This is a genomic window from Streptosporangium sp. NPDC049376 (assembly GCF_044466505.1).
Lineage (GTDB): Bacteria > Actinomycetota > Actinomycetes > Streptosporangiales > Streptosporangiaceae > Streptosporangium.
In genome coordinates, this window is record NZ_JBITMT010000003.1 from 256,713 (window position 1) to 274,807 (window position 18,095).

The window sequence follows — 18,095 nt, forward strand, 5'->3', positions numbered from 1 at the left end:
GTGGGCAACTTGATCGGTTGCTTGAGCAGGCACTTTTGGCCGACGATCACGGAGACCTCGCCCGGCGGTTGGAAGGGCTGGTCGAGGAGTACGTGTCCGGAGACATCTCGCGGGCCGCGATCCTGGTGCTCGCCGCCGAGGAGTGGCGGCAGGCCGGGCAGCCGGCCCATGCCCTCGTCTGCTTCCAGCGGGCCGTGGACGACGGTGGGGAGGTGGGCGTCGATCCGAGGGCGGGCATCGCCGACACCCTCTTCGAGCTCGAACGGCCGGACGAGGCACGGCAGGTCATCGAGACGATCAGACATGAGGGGGAGGTGACAGCCGCGACCGCTCTCACGGTCGCCGAGACCCTCGTCGCCTACGGCGATCTGCGGCAGGCGCATCTGTGGGCCACTGAGGGGGCGCACAGGGCGGTGCAGGACAGCGGGGAGCACACGGCTCTACTGCGTACCCGTTACCGGATCAGGGTCGATCTGGGGCTTCCCGAGGACGAGCTGGACGCGCTGCTCGACCTCTCGCGCTGAGGGTCGGGCCGTGGTCCCCGCGCAGAGAGAGCCACGGCCCGCAGGTCATCCCAGGCCGCCCAGGCCCAGGAGCGGAAGCAGCGTTCCCAGCGGGGACAGCAGCTGAGGCTTCGGCGCCGGCTTCGGAGCCGCGGGCCGGGTGACGGGCGGCTGGACGTACTGCTCCGGCTCGGCCGAGGGGCGCTCGTCGCCGATCTCCCTGGCCGAGGCGGGGCGGGGCAGCGGCGTCAGCTCGTAGGGGTTGTCCGACCGGCCGTGGGTCTCCGGTGGCACGGGGGCCGACTGCGGACGGCCGGCGTTGACGTTCTTGCGCGTCTCGCCGACGCTCACACCGTAGGCGGGTGGGTCGGACAGGTTGCCCTCGGCGACGCTGACCGACTGGGTCCTGGCGGACTCAGTGGCGTTCTTGGCGAAGTTGCTGTACTTGGGGTCCATGATGCCCTCGGCGGCGACGACCTCGTTCACCAGACCGAAGAGGTTCTTGGCGAACGAGAGCGCGTTCGCCGCCTGAGGGGCTATCACCTTGTCGGTGACCCGCAGTGGAGCCTTCCCGGCCGCGAGCCCGTTGGCGACCGTCGTCCGCTGCGCGTCCAGGAAATCGTTGGTTCCCTCACAGACCGTCGGTGCGGTCCCGGGCGCCTGCAGCAGGCATGGCACCAGCGAGTCCACGACGGAGGCCGAAGCAGCCGCCGGAAGTCCGAACCCGGCCGCGAGTCCACCGACGAGGGCGGTGCTGAGCACCGCCCCCGCGAGGATCCCGCGGGTCTTGCGTGACCCGTTCGACATGCGCGTCTCCCTGTTACTTTCGGTTGTCGGAAGAATGCTGAAAGTAACAGGAAGAGCCCTGCGCCGGGAGCGTTTGGACCGATGCTGGTCAAACTCTTGCCGACGGTCCCACGACCAGGGTGTCCCCCTTCTCGTCGAGATCGACCAGAACCTCGTCACCGTCCTGGATCTCCCCGGCCAGCACCTTCTTGGCCAGCGTGTCGCCGATCGCCGACTGCACCAGACGGCGTAGCGGACGCGCGCCGTACAGGGGGTCGTAGCCGGTCAGCGCCAGCCAGTCACGCGCGGCCGGGGTGACCGTCAGCGTCAGCCTCCGGTCGGCAAGGCGCCTGGCCAGGTGGGCCACCTGCAGGTCGACGATCCTGGACAGCTCCTCGGTGCCGAGCGCGTCGAACAGGATGACCTCGTCGAGCCGGTTGAGGAACTCCGGCTTGAAGGAACTCCTGACCGTGTCCAGCACCGCCTTGCGCTGGGTCTCCTTGTCGAGGCCCGGGTCCACCAGGAACTGCGAGCCGATGTTGGAGGTGAGGATCAGGATCACGTTGCGGAAGTCGACGGTCCTGCCCTGCCCGTCGGTCAGCCGCCCGTCGTCGAGCACCTGGAGCAGGATGTCGAAGACCTCGGGGTGGGCCTTCTCCACCTCGTCGAGCAGCACCACGCCGTACGGCCTGCGCCGGACCGCCTCGGTGAGCTGGCCGCCCTCCTCGTAGCCGACGTAGCCGGGAGGGGCGCCCACGAGACGCGCCACACTGTGCTTCTCGCCGTACTCGCTCATGTCGATGCGGACCATCGCCCGCTCGTCGTCGAACAGGAAGTCGGCCAGCGACTTGGCGAGCTCGGTCTTGCCGACGCCGGTCGGGCCGAGGAACAGGAAGCTTCCGGTCGGCCGGTCGGGGTCGGCGATGCCCGCGCGGGCGCGCCGTACGGCGTCGGAGACCGCCTGCACGGCCTGACGCTGGCCGATCAGGCGCCTGCCGAGCTCGTCCTCCATGCGCAGCAGCTTGGAGCTCTCGCCTTCGAGCAGACGGCCTGCGGGGATGCCCGTCCACGAGGAGATGACCTGGGCGATGTCGTCCGGGCCGACCTCCTCCTTGACCATCGGGTCCTCGGGCTGGGAGGCGGCGGTCGCCTCGGCCAGTTCCTCCTCCAGCCTGGGCACCTCGGCGTACATCAGCCGGGAGGCGGCCTCGAAGTCGCCGTCGCGCTGGGCGCGTTCGGCGGCACCGCGCACCTCGTCGAGCTTCTTCTTCAGGTCACCGACCCGGTTCAGGCCCGCCTTCTCCCGCTCCCAGCGGCCGACCAGGCCGTTGAGCTCCTCCTGCCGGTCGGCGAGCTCCCTGCGCAGCCGTTCGAGGCGCTGCAGGCTGCTCTCGTCGGTCTCCTTGGCGAGCGCCAGCTCCTCCATCTTCATCCGGTCCACGTTCCGCTGGAGCTGGTCGATCTCCACGGGACGGGAGTCGATCTCCATGCGCAGCCGGGAGGCGGCCTCGTCGACGAGGTCGATCGCCTTGTCCGGCAGGAACCGGGAGGTGATGTAGCGGTCGGACAGCGCCGCGGCGGCCACCAGCGCGCCGTCGGCGATCTGCACCTGGTGGTGGGCCTCGTAGCGGCCCTTGAGGCCGCGCAGGATCGCGATGGTGTCCTCGACGGTCGGCTCGCCGACGTAGACCTGCTGGAAACGCCGTTCGAGGGCGGGGTCCTTCTCGATCCGCTCGCGGTACTCGTCGAGCGTCGTCGCGCCGATCATCCGCAGCTCGCCGCGGGCCAGCATGGGCTTGAGCATGTTGCCCGCGTCCATGGCGCCCTCGGCCGCGCCCGCGCCGACCATGGTGTGCAGCTCGTCGATGAAGGTGATGACCTGCCCGTCGCTCTCCTTGATCTCGCCGAGCACGGCCTTGAGGCGCTCCTCGAACTCACCGCGGTACTTCGCCCCGGCGACCATCGCGCCCAGGTCGAGTGCGACCAGGCGCTTGTCGCGCAGGCTTGAGGGCACGTCGCCCGCGACGATCCGCTGGGCCAGCCCCTCGACGACGGCGGTCTTGCCGACGCCGGGCTCACCGATCAGCACCGGGTTGTTCTTGGTCCTGCGGCTGAGCACCTGGATCACCCTGCGGATCTCCGAGTCACGGCCGATCACCGGGTCCAGCTTGCCCGCCCTGGCCCGCTCGGTCAGGTCGACGCCGTACTTCTCCAGCGCCTGGTAGGTGTCCTCGGGCGTCTCGCTGGTCACCCTGGCGTGCCCGCGAACCTTCTCGAAGGCGTCGAGCAGGGCGTTCGGGGTCGCCCCGTTGCGCCTGAGCAGCTCGGCGACCGGGCCGCCGTCCGCGGCGAGGCCGACCAGGAGGTGCTCGGTCGAGACGTACAGGTCCTCAAGCTGGGTCGCCCGCTGGGCGGCGGTGTTCAGCACCGTCAGCAGCTGCCGCGAGCTGGACGGGGCGCTGACCGTCGAACCCTGCGCCTTCGGCAGGGCCGCCAGCTGCGTCTCCGCCTCGGTGCGCAGCTTCTTCCAGTCGGCGCCGACGGCCTCAAGCAGGGGTACGGCGGTGCCGCCGGTCTGGGCGAGCAGCGAGGTGAACAGGTGGGCGGGGGCGACCTCGGGGTTGCCCTCGGCGGCCGCCCGCCTGATCGCTGAGGAGAGAGCCTCCTGGCTCTTCTGGGTGAGCTTGTAGTCCATGCTTGTCTGCCTTGCTCCGTTCGGCGGCTACGGCGCCGGGCGGGCCGGCGCGATGATGTCCCCCCGGCCTTCGAGTTGGAGTGTCAGGCGGGCGGCAGTTGGTACTGGATCAGGGCGCGGATCATGGCCATCTCCGCGCGCAGGCGATGGTTCTCGTCACGAAGGCGCAGTGCCTCGGTCTCCAGCGCCAGGATGCGTTTGATGCCCGCGAGGTTGATGCCCTCCTCCTGGGAGAGCCGCTGCACCTCGCGGAGCATGACGATGTCGCGTGTCGAGTACAGGCGTCCACGCCCCGCCGTACGGCCCGGACTGACCAGGCCGAGACGGTCGTACTGGCGCAGGGTCTGGGGATGGAGGCCGGACAGCTGGGCCGCCACCGAGATCACATATACGGGGGTGTCGTCCGACAGGTCGAAGTAGTTGGCGTCCATGGCTACTCGCTTCTGGCCAGTTCGATGAGCTCGGCTCTGGGGTCACCACCAGCCGTCGCGTCGCGGAAGTCCTCAAGGGCCCCCCTGGCCTTGTCCTCCAGCTGTTGAGGCACCAGGACCTCGACCGTGACGAGCAGGTCGCCCTTCGTGCCGTCCTTGCGGGCCACACCCCTGCCCCGCACCCGGAAGGTGCGGCCGTTGGGCGTGCCCTCGGGGATGCGCAGTGTGACCGGCAACCCCTTCAGGATCGGCACCTTGATCTCGGCCCCGAGCGCCGCCTCGGTGAAGGTGACGGGCACGGTGATCGTCAGATTCTCGCCGGTCCTGCCGAAGACAGGGTGCGGCTTGACGTGGATCTGGACGTACAGGTCACCGGCGGGACCGCCGTTCTCGCCCGGTGCGCCCTTGGCCTTGATCTTGATGCGCTGACCGTCTCCGACCCCCGCCGGGATGCGCGCCTGGATCGTCCGGGTGCTCTTGCCCCGTCCGCTGCCCTCGCAGACCTCGCACGGGTTGTCGACCAGCAGCCCTCTGCCCTTGCAGTCACGGCACGGCTCGGAGAAGGCGAAGTTGCCGAGGTTCCTGCTGGCAGCCCCGGTGCCCTCGCAGGTCGGGCAGACCCTCGGGGTCGTCCCGGCCTTCGCCCCCGTGCCCGCGCAGGCCGTACAGGCCGAGGAACTGGTCAGGCGGAGCGAGACCGTGGTCCCCTCGACCGCCTGGCCGAAGGAGAGCGTGACCTCGGACTCGATGTCCTGGCCACGCCGCGCCCTCGTGGTCGTCCCCCCGGAACGCTGGGCGCCACCCCGGTTGAAGATGCCTCCGAAGATGTCGCCGATGCCACCCCCGCCGCCCGTGCCGCCCTGCTGGGTGCCTCCGAACAGGTCTCCCAGGTCGAAGGGGAACCCACCCCCACGCGAGGCCCCCCCGGCCCCCGCGTAGCCGCCGAGTCCTGATCCGAACAGCGTCCGCGCCTCGTCGTACTCCTTGCGGCGCTTGGTGTCGGACAGGATGTCGTAGGCCTCGGAGACCTCCTTGAACTTCGACTCGGTCTCCGTGCTGCCTTGGTTGGCGTCCGGGTGGTACTGCCTGGCCAGCTTCCGGTACGCCTTCTTGATCTCTTCGGCGGTGGCGGTCTTGGGCACACCAAGGACGGCGTAGTAGTCCTTCTCCAGGTAGTCCTTGGTGCTCATCTCAGTTCCTTTTCAGATCTCAGATACGGGGGGTTCAGCTGTCGCTCGCGACAGGCTCTTCTTCGGGCTCGGCGACCGAGACCCGCGCGGGGCGGAGCACGCGGTCGCCGATTCGGTAGCCGGGCTGCAGGATCTCCACGCAGGTCGGCTCGGTGACATCGGGGGAGTAGCTGTGCATGAGGGCCTCGTGCACCGTCGGGTCGAAGGGCTCGCCCTTGGTCCCGAAGGCGCTCAGCCCCAGCTTGCCCGTCGCGACCTCCAGCGACTCGCTCACCTTGGCGAAGCCGCCGGTGAGCTCGCCGTGGTCGCGGGCCCTGCCGATGTCGTCGAGAACCGGGAGCAGCTCGGTCAGCACACCGGCCACCGCCTGTTCCTTGATCAGGGTCCTGTCTCGATCGACCCGCTTGCGGTAGTTGGAGTACTCCGCCTGGAGACGCTGCAGGTCCGCGGTGCGCTCGGCGAGCTGGATCGCCAGCTCGGCCGAGGCCAGGTCGGCGGCCGGAGCGGGCTGTTCGGCCTGCTCCTTGACCTGCTCACCGTCCGCCGCGCGCGCCTGCCCCGTCTCGGGGTCGATCTTGCGGTTGTCGCGGATCACCGGCTCCTGCTCGGAACCGTTCTCACGCGTGTTCACGCTCGTGCTCCCCTCGGCCTGCGACGTCACTTCGCGCCGTTGTCGCGCTTCGGCTCGTCGTCCACGATCTCAGCCTCGACCACGTCGTCGTCGGCCTTCTGGCCGTCGGCGCCTGCGGCGCCCGCCGCACCGGCCTGGCCCTCGGAGGCCTGGGACTGGGCGTAGATGGCGGAACCCATCTTCTGGCTGACCGTGGCGAGCTTCTCCGCGGAGGCGCGGATCGTCGCCGAGTCGGTGCCCTCAAGGGACTTCTTCAGCTCGGTGAGGGCCTCGTTGACCTCGTTCTTGATGTCGTCGGGGACCTTCTCCGCGTTCTCGCCGAGGAACTTCTCGGTCTGGTAGACCAGCGACTCGGCGTTGTTGCGGGTCTCGGCCTCCTCGCGGCGACGCTTGTCCTCCTCGGCGTAGGACTCGGCCTCGCGCATCATGCGCTCGATGTCGTCCTTCGGCAGCGCGGAGCCGCCGGTGATGGTCATCGTCTGCTCCTTGCCGGTGCCGAGGTCCTTGGCGGAGACGTTGACGATGCCGTTGGCGTCGATGTCGAAGGTGACCTCGATCTGCGGGATGCCGCGCGGCGCCGGGGCGATGCCGGTCAGCTCGAAGGTGGCCAGCTTCTTGTTGTAGGCCGCGATCTCACGCTCGCCCTGGTAGACCTGGATCTGCACCGACGGCTGGTTGTCCTCGGCCGTGGTGAAGACCTCGGAGCGCTTGGTGGGGATCGTGGTGTTGCGCTCGATGATCTTGGTGAAGATGCCGCCCTTGGTCTCGATGCCCAGCGACAGCGGGGTCACGTCGAGCAGCAGGACGTCCTTGACCTCACCCTTGAGCACACCGGCCTGCAGGGCGGCGCCGATGGCCACGACCTCGTCCGGGTTGACGCCCTTGTTGGGGTCCTTGCCGCCGGTCAGCTCCTTGACGAGCTCGGCGACCGCGGGCATACGGGTCGAGCCGCCGACGAGGACCACGTGGGCGATGTCGGAGACCTTGATGCCGGCGTCCTTGACGACCTGGTTGAACGGGCCCTTGCACCGCTCAAGCAGGTCGGCGGTCAGCCGCTGGAACTCGGCCCGGGTGAGCTTCTCGTCCAGGTGCAGCGGACCCTCGGCGGAGGCCGTGATGTAGGGAAGGTTGATCGAGGTCTCGGACTGGCTGGACAGCTCGATCTTGGCCTTCTCGGCGGCCTCGCGCAGACGCTGCAGGGCCATCTTGTCCTTGGTCAGGTCGACGCCGTGCGCGTTCTTGAAGCGGTTGGCCAGCTCGTCGACGACGCGCTGGTCCCAGTCGTCACCACCGAGGTGGTTGTCGCCGCTGGTGGCCTTGACCTCGACGAAGCCGTGGCCGTCCTCCTGGCCGACGTCGAGCAGGGACACGTCGAAGGTGCCGCCACCGAGGTCGAAGACGAGGATGGTCTCGTCCTTCTCCTTGTCGAGACCGTAGGCGAGCGCGGCCGCCGTCGGCTCGTTGATGATGCGCAGCACGTTGAGGCCGGCGATGGTGCCCGCCTCCTGGGTGGCCTGACGCTGGGCGTCGTTGAAGTAGGCCGGGACGGTGATCACCGCGTCGGTGATCTTCTCGCCCAGGTAGGCCTCGGCGTCCTGCTTGAGCTTCTGCAGGACGAAGGCGCTGATCTGCTGCGGGGAGAACTTCTTGCCGTCGATCTCCTGAGCCCAGGTGGTGCCCATCTCGCGCTTGACCGAGCGGATGGTCCGGTCGACGTTGGTGACGGCCTGCCGCTTGGCGACCTCACCAACGAGGACTTCACCGTTCTTCGCGAAGGCGACCACGGACGGGGTGGTCCGCGAGCCCTGAGCGTTGGCGATGACCGTGGGCTCACCGCCTTCGAGAATCGAGACGACGGAGTTGGTCGTCCCCAGGTCGATACCTACCGCACGTGCCATGAGTACGTCCTTGTAGTCAAAGTTGAGTGGGTCAGACTCATAGTGGAGCTTCGAGTGGTGTTTGTCAAACGACTTGAGTCTATGCCGCTCAACCCTTGGGCGCGTGAAAGGGTTCCCGGAATCCGGGAAACAACGGGCGATCCACATCCCCCAACGAAGGAACACACGTGATCGCTCCCGGGACGGCCCCGACATGATCGACCCCTCCGGCGGAGACCTGCCGGAGGGGATCGGGGAGGGTTTCACCTGGGGTTCCGGCCCTGGCTTCACCCATGGCTTCGATGTCGGCCTCGCGGAGGCCCACCGCTGCGCCGCGGCCGTACGGCCTCGCCGCCGGCCTGATCGCGCCCGCGCGGACGCTCGGCCGTACCGGATCCCGGTGGGGCGGGCCGGCCGCACCGCCCGCTCCGGGCGGGGTCGGACCGGCGCGGCGGGTGGCGAACGTCTCCTGACGGAGGGTCAGTTCTTGGGCTTGGGGGCGGGCTTGGCGCCGTCCACGACTTTGCGGTGCCCGAGGGGGGCCTTGAGCTTGACGGTCGTCACCTTCTTGATGGCGATGTCGATGCAGACCGGGTTCTGGATCTTGCCGCTCTGGCCCTCCCAGAGGGTGACGGTCACCCGCTTGGAGGTCTGTTTGACGGTCACCCGGTCGAGCACCTGGCAGGGCTCGACCCCGGACCACCAGACGACCCGCAGGCTCCGGCCGTCCTTCGACGGCTTGGCGGACAGCCAGGCCACCTTGCGCGGGCCGATGGCGTGGCCTTCCGGCTTGACCGGCTTGGGGGCGCCCTTTTCTGTCGGTTCGACCCTGGGGGCGACGGTGTGGCCCACCGAGAGGGAGGGGACGGCGCCGCCCGCGGCGCCCGCGGGAGCCTCGGGGACGACGGCGCCGCTCTGGACGCTCTGGGTACCGCAGGCCGCCGTCAGCAGCAGGCCTCCGGCCAGGACGGGAATCACGATCCTACGCATAACCCTGTCAACGGATCACGGCGCCGTACGGTTCAACCACCCGCGTCGTGGCTCGTCAGGGCTGCCCTTAGGCTGGTCATCCGCTTCTCCTCATGCAAGGTGCGTTGACGTGATCGCGATTCTGGGAACCGGGAAGATGGGCGAGGCCCTGCTGTCGGGCCTGCTGCGGGCCGGGTTCGAGCCGGACGAGGTGCTGGCGACGGCGCGGCGCTCTGAGCGGGCCGCCGACCTCGGCAAGCGGTACGGCGTGCGCATCGTGACCAACGCCGAGGCCGCGGAGAGCGCCGAGACGATCATCCTCGCGGTCAAGCCGCAGGACATGGGCTCCCTGCTGACCGAGATCGCCCCGCACGTCTCCGCCGACCGGCTGGTGATCTCGGCGGCGGCGGGCATCACGACCTCGTTCGTGGAGTCGAGGCTGGCCGGCGACGTCCCGGTCGTGCGGGTCATGTCGAACACCCCGGTGCTGGTCGACGAGGCGATGAGCGTGATCTCCGCGGGCGCCCACGCCGCCGAGGAGCACCTGCGGCTGACCGAGGACCTGCTGCGGCCGGTCGGCAAGGTGCTGCGCATCCCCGAGTCCCAGCAGGACGCCGCGACCGCGCTGTCCGGCAGCGGCCCGGCCTACTTCTTCTATCTCGTCGAGGCCATGGTCGACGCGGGCATCCTGCTCGGCATGCCCCGCTCCGCCGCCCTCGACATGGTCACCCAGTCGATCGTCGGCGCGGCCATCATGCTCCGTGACTCCGGCGAGCACCCGGTGATCCTCCGCGAGGCGGTCACCTCGCCGGGCGGCACGACCATCGCGGCCATCGCCGAGCTGGAGCGTCACAGCGTCCGCGCAGCCTTCCTGGCCGCCATCGAGGCCGCCAGGGACCGAAGCCGTCAGCTCGCCGGTGGGTGATATCCCCTATTAGTCAGTAAAGTTTCCTTTTCTTGCGATAAGCGGCATCATCTCCACGGAAGCCTCGGGGAGTGATGTGATGGGCGGGCAAGCCGTACGAGCCGTCGGCCAGGGGGAACGGGAGAGACCCGCGGTCTGGTCGCGGGGTTTCGGCCTCTTCTTCACCGCCCGTTCGGTCTCCATGCTCGGCAGCGCGATGGTGCCGATCGCGACCGCGCTCGGCGTCGGCGGCCTGGGGTACGGCCCGACCGGCGTCGGGCTGGCACTGGCCGCCTGGATGGCACCGGTCGCGCTGCTGATCCTGTTCGGCGGGGTGTTCGCCGACAGGTTCACCCCGCGCCGCATGATGATCGGCGCGGACGTCGTCAGGGTCGTGACCCAGGCGCTGCTGGCCTCGCTGTTCGTCTTCGGCACCCCCACGCTGTGGCAGGTGCTGGTCATCTCGGCGATCAACGGCGCCGCGGCCGCCATGTACCAGCCGGGCGTCGCCAGCACGATCCCCAGGGTGGCCAGGGACGTGCAGCGGGCCAACGCCACCCTGCGCGTCTCCGAGTCGATCATGATGCTGGTCGGGCCGGGGGTCGCCGGGGCCGTCGCGGGCTTCGTCAACGTCGGGGTGGTCTTCGCGCTCGACGCCGTGGGGTTCGCGATCAGCGCCACCTGCCTGCTCCTGATGCGTCTGCCCCCGGGCTCCCCGGTCGTCGCCGAGGAGTCGATGTGGCGCAACCTGCGCGGAGGCTGGCTGGAGTTCCGGTCCAGGACCTGGATGTGGTCGGTGATCCTGGTCTGGATCATCTTCGGCGCCACCCTGTTCGGCCCGCTGATCCCGCTGGGCTCGGTGCTGATCGGCGGCAGGCTGGGGGACCAGGCGTACGGACTGGTCATGTCGGCCTCGGGCGCGGGCACGATCCTGGGCGGCCTGCTCGCGATGCGGGTGCGTCCCGCCCGCCCGCTGATGGCCGGGGCGATCGGCATGTTCGGCTTCGCGCTCGAACCGCTGACGATCGCGATCGGGGCGCCGCTGGGGGTCCTGATGGCCGGGCACGTGGTCGGCGGTGTCGGCTGGGCGTTCTGGTCGGTCATGTGGGCCACGAGCATCCAGACGCAGGTGCCTCCGGAGGCGCTCAACCGGGTCACCGCCTACGAGGTCGGCGGTTCGACGCTCGCCGTACCGGTCGGGCAGGTGCTCGCCGGGCCTCTCGCCGGGGTGTTCGGCGCGCGGGAGACGCTGGCCGTCTCCGCGGTGGTCGCGGTGTGCGGCTGCGTCTGCCTGCTGCTGGTGCCCGCGGTCAGGAGACTGCGCAGGGTCGCCGAGGTCGTGCCCGCCTGAGGGTCCGAGGCGGGGTGCCTATCCGAGGTTCCGCCTGAGGGGCCGTAGAGGCCGGATGGGTCTGTGCGTCTGCACGTGCGGTAACGTCGGCCGGGGTGGGGAGATCCGGGGGCGGGGCCGTACCGGAGCGCCCGTTTCTCGCGTCGCGGTCGAACAGGGAGGGCGCATGAGCCGGTCCGTGAGGGTCGTCTGGGACGACGCGCTCACCGGATACGACTTCGGGCCGGGGCATCCGCTCGCGCCCGTGCGGGTCGAGCTGACCATGGCGCTGGCCAGGGAGCTGGGCGTGCTCGACGCCGTCGAGGTGGCCGGTTGTGTGGCCGCGACCGACGACGAGCTGGCGATGGTCCACGGGCGCGGCTACATCGAGGCCGTCAGGCGGGCCTCCGCGGAGGGACGGCCTGACCGGGCCCACGGGATCGGCACCGAGGACACCCCGGCCTTCGCCGGGATGCACGAGGCCTCCGCGCTGATCACCGGCGCCACCCTCGCCGCGGCCCGCGCCGTGTGGCACGGCGAGGCCGAGCACGCGGTCAACGTCGCCGGCGGGCTGCACCACGCGATGCCCGACGCGGCGAGCGGGTTCTGCGTCTACAACGACCCGGCGGTGGCGATCGCCTGGCTGCTGGCCCAGGGCGCGACCCGGGTGGCCTACGTCGATGTGGACGTGCACCACGGCGACGGGGTCCAGGCCGCCTTCTACGACGACCCCAGGGTGCTGACGATCAGCCTGCACGAGAGCCCCCGCACGCTCTTCCCCGGGACGGGCTTCCCCGACGAGCGCGGGGCGGAGGGGACGGCGGTCAACGTCGCGCTGCCCGCCGGATGCGGGGACATCGGCTGGCTGAGGGCCTTCGGCGCGGTCGTGCCGCCGCTGCTGCGGGAGTTCGCCCCCGAGGTCCTGGTCACCCAGCACGGCTGCGACAGCCACGCGCTGGACCCGCTGGCCCACCTCATGCTCAGCCTGGACGGCCAGCGCGCCGCCTACGCGGCCCTGCACGAGCTGGCGCACGAGACCGCGGGAGGGCGCTGGGTCGTCACCGGCGGCGGGGGATACGAGCTGGTCCGGGTGGTGCCCAGGGCCTGGACCCACCTGATCGCCGAGGTCTCCGGTCACCCGCTCGACCCGGAGACCGAGACGCCTCCCGGCTGGCGGCGGTTCGTCGCCGAGCGCACGGGGGAGACGGCGCCGCTCACGCTGACCGACGGCAGGAACCCGGAATTTCGGGATTTTTCTGCTGGTTATGATCCAGCAGACCCGATCGACAGAGCCATCATGGCGACAAGGAAGGCCATCTTCCCCTTCCACGGACTGGACCCCCTCCCATGACCGTGACGGTGGGAGATCACGCCGAGACAGGAGGGGAAGGACGGATGAGCGACCGGCGGCCGATGACACGTGAGAGCCTCCGCGCGCACCTGGTCCGCACCCGCATCGCCGGGGACGTGGCCACCAGCAGGGAGAACAACCTCGACCACTACCGGGCACTGGCCGAGCGGGAGCCGCGCCACCTGTTCGGGCTGAGGCCGGAGGGCCGCTGGGACGAGCGGGACGTCCTCGAACTGATGGCCAAGTCCGCCGGGGTCGTGGCCGACCCCGACCACCGCGACGGCCAGGACACCATCGACCCCGACCTGACGATCGACGCCGTCGAGGCGATGGGAGACACGATCGCCGGGGCGCTGCGCGTCGGCTCGCCGAGGGTGCTGATCGCCACCGGCCACCCGACCGGGCTGCTGGCCGTGCACCTGGTGCTGGCCGGGCTGCTCAGCAGGCATGGCGCGACGCTGCTCGACCCGGCCGAGGGCTGGTCCCACCGCAGCCCCTCCTCGGGCCGCAAGCACGAGATCCGCTACCTGGGCGGTGTCGCCATGGTCGCGGACCGGGGCAACTTCGCGCACACCCACGACGCGGCCCCCATGGAGGCCATGCTCGCCGAACTCGGCGACGGGCGGCCGGACCTGGTGATCGCCGACCACGGCTGGGCCGGGGCGGCAGGGGAGGCGGGCGTCCTCACGGTCGGTTTCGCCGACAGCAACGACCCCGCGCTCTTCGTCGGTGAGGCCGAGGGGAAGATCGCGGTCACCGTGCCCCTTGACGACAACGTGCTACCGAGGTATTACGCTCCGCTGACGGATCATCTGATCGAGAGAGTCGTACGGGCTCTCTGAGACGGGCGTTGCACGAATCGGCCCGACCCTTACGTGCTTTTCGCGCCTGCATTCCATCTGCCTCGCCACCCGTTTGCCAAATTTTTGGCCGTTGTGGGCGACTCTGAGAAGAGACAGTTGGTCCGTTCCAAGACCAGGGGGAGAGGTGGGTTCCGGCTGCTGGCCAGCGTTTTCTTCCGTTTCGCTGACGTGGGACTGCGAAGACTGAGACAGTGGGGGGTTTGCACACTCGGAGTCCCGTCTTACGCTGACGGCAGTACACGTGCGTGAGCAATGGCACCAGTGGGGATAACCCGGAAACACGTGCGGAAGAGGCGTCCGATGGGTGCAGGCGAAAGACCTCTCAGTGAGGTGAAGTTCCTGACCGTGGCCGAAGTGGCCACTGTCATGAGGGTGTCCAAGATGACGGTGTACCGACTCGTGCATTCGGGCGAGCTGCCGGCCATCCGGGTCGGCCGATCCTTCAGAGTGCCGGAGCAGGCGGTCCACGACTATCTCAGGGACGCCTACATCGAGGCTGGTTGAAGCGGTGCGAGCCCGACGGGTGAGCCCGGCGGCCGGGGTCCTGGGTGACCCGGCCACCGGGTGAGCGAAGACGGGCGAACGGCCGACGGGTTCCGGTCCCCGGGTGAGATCCGGTGACGGGAACCCGGCCTTCGACAAGACGACGGTGGGGTAGCGGCGTGCGCGTCACGCCGTGAGTTCCGGTACCCGGGCTCCCCCCAGGGGGCGATCTACCACGGATCGCCGGTAGTCTGTTGAGCCGGTGTGCTCGCGCGCACCGGTCTGACAAACTCGGCTACCAGCTACCTGGGGGTCCCGTGGGCTCTGTGATCAAGAAGCGCCGTAAGCGCATGGCGAAGAAGAAGCACCGTAAGCTGCTCAAGAAGACCCGCATCCAGCGGCGTAACAAGAAGTAGCGACGCGGATCTGCGAGGCGCCGATGACCCATACCGTGCTTGTCACCGGGGTCTCGCGCCACATCGGCGCCCGAGTGGCGAGCGTTCTCGCGGCTGACCCGGCCATCGACCGGGTCATCGGAGTGGACACGGTGCCGCCGCCCTCGCTCTCACGTGATGGCGGCGTACCTCCCGGCCGGACGGAGTTCGTCCGTGTCGATCTGCGCAGCCCCGACATCGCCCAGGTGATCGCGGCCGCCGACATCGACACTGTGGTCCACATGAGCCTGGTCAGCGCTCCCTCGCGGAGCGGTGGCAGGGCCCTCATGAAAGAGCACAACGTCATCGGCACCATGCAACTGCTCGGTGCCTGTCAGCGGTCCGCGACGGTCCGCCGTGTCGTGATCCGCTCGACCACGGCGGTGTACGGTTCCTCCCCGCACGACCCGGCGGTCTTCGCCGAGGACAGCGATCCCGGCGAGCACCCGGGCCATGGCTACGCCAAGGACGCCTCAGAGGTCGAGGGCTACGTCCGTGGCTTCGCCAGGCGACGCGCGGACGTGGTCGTCTCGACACTCAGGTTCGCCAACTTCATGGGACCGGGCATCGACTCGCCCCTGACGCGTTACCTCACCCAGCCGGTCCTGCCGACCGTGCTCGGTTTCGACCCCCGGCTGCAGTTCGTCCACGAGGACGACGCCGTCGAGGTGCTCAGGCGGATGGCCACCGAGGACCACCCCGGAACGTTCAACGTGGCCGGGGACGGTGTGCTGCTGCTGTCCCAGTGCGCCCGCAGGGCGGGCCTGCCGACGATCCCGCTGCCCTCACCGGCCTTCCGGCTCATGGGCGACCTCATGGGCGACCTGGTCAAGGGCACGGGGCTGACCGGCTACTCCGCCGAGCAGGTGCGCCTGATGCGTTACGGACGCGTGGTCGACACCACCAGGCTCGCCGCGGAGCTCGGCTGGCGGCCCAAGTTCTCCACCGCCGCCGCGTTCGAGGACTTCGTCCGTTCGCGGGGCCTGCCCTCCCGTCTCCTCCCGACGGCGGCCGGACGGTGAGCGAGAAGGACGACCGCGTCGCGGGACTGCTGGACTTCCTGCGGCGCCGGGTCTCCGGACAGTACGACGTGGACGAGTTCGGCTTCGACCCCGAGCTCACCGACCGGGTGCTGCTCGAACTCATCCGCCCGCTGTACCGGCACTGGTTCCGCGTCCAGACCGTCGGGATGGACAACGTCCCCGACGACTCCGGCGCCCTGGTCGTGGCCAACCACTCGGGCACCGTCCCGCTCGACGCGCTCATGCTCCAGGTGGCGTTGCACGACGAGCACCCGAGCCACCGCGCCGTACGGTTGCTCGGCGCCGACCTGGTCTACCAGCTCCCCGTGCTCGGGCACCTGTCCCGCAAGACCGGGCACACCCTGGCCTGCCCGGAGGACGCCGACCGCCTGCTGCGCAAGGGCGAACTCGTCGGGGTCTTCCCCGAGGGGTTCAAGGGTGTGGGCAAGCCGTTCTCCGAGCGCTACCGGCTGCAGCGCTTCGGCCGTGGCGGGTTCGTCGCCTCGGCCATCAGGGCGGGGGTGCCGATCATTCCCTGCGCGATCGTGGGGGCCGAGGAGATCTACCCCAAGATCGGCGACCTGCGCTTCCTGGCCAGGGCGTTCGGCCTGCCGTACCTGCCGGTCACGCCGTTCTTCCCCTGGCTCGGCCCGCTCGGGCTGGTGCCGCTGCCGTCCAAGTGGGTGATCGGCTTCGGCGAGCCCATCAGGACCGACGAGTTCGCCCCCTCGGACGCCGACGACCCCATGCTGGTCCTCAACCTCACCGACCAGGTCCGTGAGGTCATCCAGCAGCAGCTGAACGAGCTGCGCCTGCGGCGGGGACACGCCTTCCCGCCGTTCCTCTGACCCTCTCAGGTCACCTGGAACGGGTCACCTGGAACGCGGATCATCCGGAGCGGGTCACCTGGAGCGGTAGAAGCGGCGCAGGGCGACGGCCGCGGCGACTCCGCCCGCGACCGCCCCGGCGCCCGCGGCGATGGGCAGCCCGATCATGGTCGCCTTACGGCCGGTACGGAAGTCCCTGATGTCCCAGCCGTTCTCCCTGGCGTACTCGCGCAGCTCGGCGTCCGGGTTGACCGCGGTCGCGTGACCGACGAGCGAGAGCAGCGGCAGGTCGTTGGCCGAGTCGCTGTAGGCGGAGCAGCGGTCCAGGTCGAGCCCCTCCCGGCGGGCCAGCGCCCGTACGGCCGCCGCCTTGGCGGGACCGTGGAGCAGGTCGCCCACCAGACGCCCGGTGTAGACGCCGTCCCTGGTCTCGGCGACCGTGCCCAGGGCGCCGGTCAGGCCGAGGCGCTGGGCGATGACCCGGGCCAGCTCGACCGGCGTCGCGGTGACCAGCCAGACCCGTCTGCCGGCGTCCAGGTGGCCCTGGGCGAGGGCGCGGGTGCCCGCCCAGATGCGGTCGGCCATCACCTCGTCGTAGATCTCCTCGCCGAGCCTGACGATCTCCTCGACCTTGCTGCCCGCGACGAACGCCAGCGCGGTCTCCCTGGCCTTGGCGATGTGGTCGGGGTTCTCGTCGCCGCGGACGCGGAAGATGACCTGGCCGAGGGCGAACCTGAGCAGGTCCTTGGTGGTGAACAGGCCGCGCGAGGCCAGCCCCCTGGCGAAGTGGTAGATGGAGGCGCCGCGCATCATCGTGTTGTCGACGTCGAAGAAGGCGGCCGAGGACGGGTCGGGCTCGGCCATCGGCATGGCCACCGCCGCCGCGGCCGCCACCTCTCCGGCCGTCCGAGGTTCGTCCCGCCGTCGTAGTAGCCGCCTCATAGCCCCTCAGCTTAACCGCGCCCGTGCACCGCGCCCGTGCGCCGCTCTCTAGACCCCGTGACAGTCGTCGTGACGCCCTGTGACGTCCTGGTGTGGATCAGTCCCTGGTGACGGGCCGCGAGTCGGGCTGGGTCAGGCCGTCGATGTAGTCGAGGTAGCCGTTGGCCCTGCGGCGGTCCTCCTCGTCCATCTTGGGGAGCATGATCTCGATCTGGTTGCGCTGTTTCTGGACGAAACGCCTGAGCTGCCCGGTGCTCCTGCCGCTGCGGCGCTCGACCCGGGTGAGGGAGGTGACCGCGGAGCGGGTGGTGTCCTCCATGTCCTTGAGGGTCTCGTCGATCAGGCCGCTCTCCCGCTTGGTCGCGCCGAGAAGCTCCTCGACCTCGTGGGCGCGCGTCTCGGCGTAGCCGAAGGAGCGGTCGGCCCGCTCGGCGTCGTCGGTGCTCAGGTGGAACAACGTGCTCTCCGCCGCCCGCTTGAGGGGGTAGAGCGCGTCGCCGGGCATCGATCGGTAGGTCCCCACGCCTCCCGCGACCAGCGCGCCCGCCAACGCCAGGCTCACCAGCTGGGGCACCGGCGCCGTACGGCGTCGCGCCCGCCGGGGGACGTCCGGGACGTCGGCGGCGACGGGCTCGGGGGGCAGGTCCTCCTCGGCGGCGTTCATCAGGCGTTCACGCAGTTCGGCGCGGAACTCGGGCCGGGGGTCGCCGCTCATGTCGGCACCGAGCCGGGACACGCGATCCTGGATGCGTGTCCGCGATCTGTGTGAGATGCCGGGCAGCCACTTACCCATGAACGCTCCCTGCCGCCCCCAGGTCATGATCCGTCTGTGCACTTGCCTAACGACAGCCCCGCGT

Annotated in this window: 17 protein-coding genes and 1 pseudogene; 9 read left to right on the top strand and 9 right to left on the bottom strand. The window is 69.9% G+C overall.

Translation table 11 applies throughout. The annotated features are described in order from the left end of the window. The first annotated feature begins 35 nt into the window (after positions 1-35). Complete coding sequence (locus ACIBVQ_RS10915; protein WP_399176963.1) at positions 36-524, top strand: hypothetical protein; 489 nt, start codon at positions 36-38, stop codon at positions 522-524. A gap of 45 nt (positions 525-569) precedes the next feature. On the opposite strand, the gene ACIBVQ_RS10920 is transcribed toward ACIBVQ_RS10915, so the two are convergent. From ACIBVQ_RS10920 to ACIBVQ_RS10950, 7 genes and pseudogenes are all read right to left on the bottom strand, one after another. Next, positions 570-1,310 (bottom strand): hypothetical protein, encoded by a 741-nt coding sequence (locus ACIBVQ_RS10920; RefSeq protein ID WP_386195044.1) that lies wholly within the window; start codon positions 1,308-1,310, stop codon positions 570-572. Between the two features lie 88 nt (positions 1,311-1,398). Continuing rightward, positions 1,399-3,984: an ATP-dependent chaperone ClpB gene (gene clpB, locus ACIBVQ_RS10925; RefSeq protein ID WP_362912472.1), complete on the bottom strand. Its 2,586-nt coding sequence runs from the start codon at positions 3,982-3,984 to the stop codon at positions 1,399-1,401. Positions 3,985-4,162: 178 nt separating this feature from the next. Continuing rightward, positions 4,163-4,415: pseudogene (locus ACIBVQ_RS10930) on the bottom strand (heat shock protein transcriptional repressor HspR); the annotation flags it as partial. Positions 4,416-4,417: 2 nt separating this feature from the next. Next, positions 4,418-5,605: a molecular chaperone DnaJ gene (gene dnaJ, locus ACIBVQ_RS10935; protein WP_352010959.1), complete on the bottom strand. Its 1,188-nt coding sequence runs from the start codon at positions 5,603-5,605 to the stop codon at positions 4,418-4,420. 34 nt (positions 5,606-5,639) lie between these two features. After that, on the bottom strand, positions 5,640-6,236 hold the full coding sequence (gene grpE / locus ACIBVQ_RS10940; protein WP_352010958.1) for a nucleotide exchange factor GrpE: 597 nt from the start codon (positions 6,234-6,236) through the stop codon (positions 5,640-5,642). Between the two features lie 26 nt (positions 6,237-6,262). Further along, positions 6,263-8,134, bottom strand: coding sequence for a molecular chaperone DnaK (dnaK, locus tag ACIBVQ_RS10945; RefSeq protein ID WP_352010957.1), 1,872 nt, complete (start codon positions 8,132-8,134; stop codon positions 6,263-6,265). A 459-nt stretch (positions 8,135-8,593) separates the two neighbouring features. Continuing rightward, positions 8,594-9,091, bottom strand: coding sequence for a hypothetical protein (locus ACIBVQ_RS10950; RefSeq protein WP_352010954.1), 498 nt, complete (start codon positions 9,089-9,091; stop codon positions 8,594-8,596). A gap of 121 nt (positions 9,092-9,212) precedes the next feature. Between ACIBVQ_RS10950 and proC the strand changes: the two genes are divergently transcribed. The 8 genes from proC to ACIBVQ_RS10990 all read left to right on the top strand — a co-directional run bounded on the left by proC (position 9,213) and on the right by ACIBVQ_RS10990 (position 16,317). Next, positions 9,213-10,007, top strand: coding sequence for a pyrroline-5-carboxylate reductase (proC, locus tag ACIBVQ_RS10955; RefSeq protein ID WP_399176967.1), 795 nt, complete (start codon positions 9,213-9,215; stop codon positions 10,005-10,007). A 79-nt stretch (positions 10,008-10,086) separates the two neighbouring features. Then, positions 10,087-11,337, top strand: coding sequence for an MFS transporter (locus ACIBVQ_RS10960; RefSeq protein ID WP_352010952.1), 1,251 nt, complete (start codon positions 10,087-10,089; stop codon positions 11,335-11,337). A gap of 166 nt (positions 11,338-11,503) precedes the next feature. After that, complete coding sequence (locus tag ACIBVQ_RS10965) at positions 11,504-12,667, top strand: acetoin utilization protein AcuC (protein WP_352010951.1); 1,164 nt, start codon at positions 11,504-11,506, stop codon at positions 12,665-12,667. Positions 12,668-12,711: 44 nt separating this feature from the next. After that, positions 12,712-13,509 carry a phosphatase gene (locus ACIBVQ_RS10970; protein ID WP_399176970.1) on the top strand — a complete coding sequence of 266 codons (798 nt, stop codon included), beginning with the start codon at positions 12,712-12,714 and terminating at the stop codon, positions 13,507-13,509. Between the two features lie 321 nt (positions 13,510-13,830). Then, positions 13,831-14,034, top strand: coding sequence for a helix-turn-helix domain-containing protein (locus ACIBVQ_RS10975; protein ID WP_012887307.1), 204 nt, complete (start codon positions 13,831-13,833; stop codon positions 14,032-14,034). 296 nt (positions 14,035-14,330) lie between these two features. After that, a complete protein-coding gene (locus ACIBVQ_RS10980; RefSeq protein WP_018654693.1) occupies positions 14,331-14,429 on the top strand; it encodes a 30S ribosomal protein bS22 in 99 nt (32 codons plus the stop codon). A gap of 23 nt (positions 14,430-14,452) precedes the next feature. After that, a complete protein-coding gene (locus ACIBVQ_RS10985) occupies positions 14,453-15,469 on the top strand; it encodes an NAD-dependent epimerase/dehydratase family protein (protein WP_362912477.1) in 1,017 nt (338 codons plus the stop codon). After that, positions 15,466-16,317, top strand: coding sequence for a lysophospholipid acyltransferase family protein (locus ACIBVQ_RS10990; protein WP_352010948.1), 852 nt, complete (start codon positions 15,466-15,468; stop codon positions 16,315-16,317). The genes ACIBVQ_RS10985 and ACIBVQ_RS10990 overlap by 4 nt, the downstream gene beginning before the upstream one ends. Positions 16,318-16,371: 54 nt before the next feature. Here ACIBVQ_RS10990 and ACIBVQ_RS10995 read toward each other — a convergent pair whose 3' ends face one another. Together ACIBVQ_RS10995 and ACIBVQ_RS11000 are read right to left on the bottom strand one after the other, a co-directional pair. Continuing rightward, positions 16,372-17,238, bottom strand: a complete 867-nt coding sequence (locus tag ACIBVQ_RS10995; protein ID WP_352010947.1) for an HAD-IB family hydrolase — start codon at positions 17,236-17,238, stop codon at positions 16,372-16,374. Between the two features lie 97 nt (positions 17,239-17,335). Continuing rightward, positions 17,336-18,031 carry a DUF5667 domain-containing protein gene (locus ACIBVQ_RS11000; protein ID WP_399176973.1) on the bottom strand — a complete coding sequence of 232 codons (696 nt, stop codon included), beginning with the start codon at positions 18,029-18,031 and terminating at the stop codon, positions 17,336-17,338. Between the last annotated feature and the right edge of the window lie 64 nt (positions 18,032-18,095).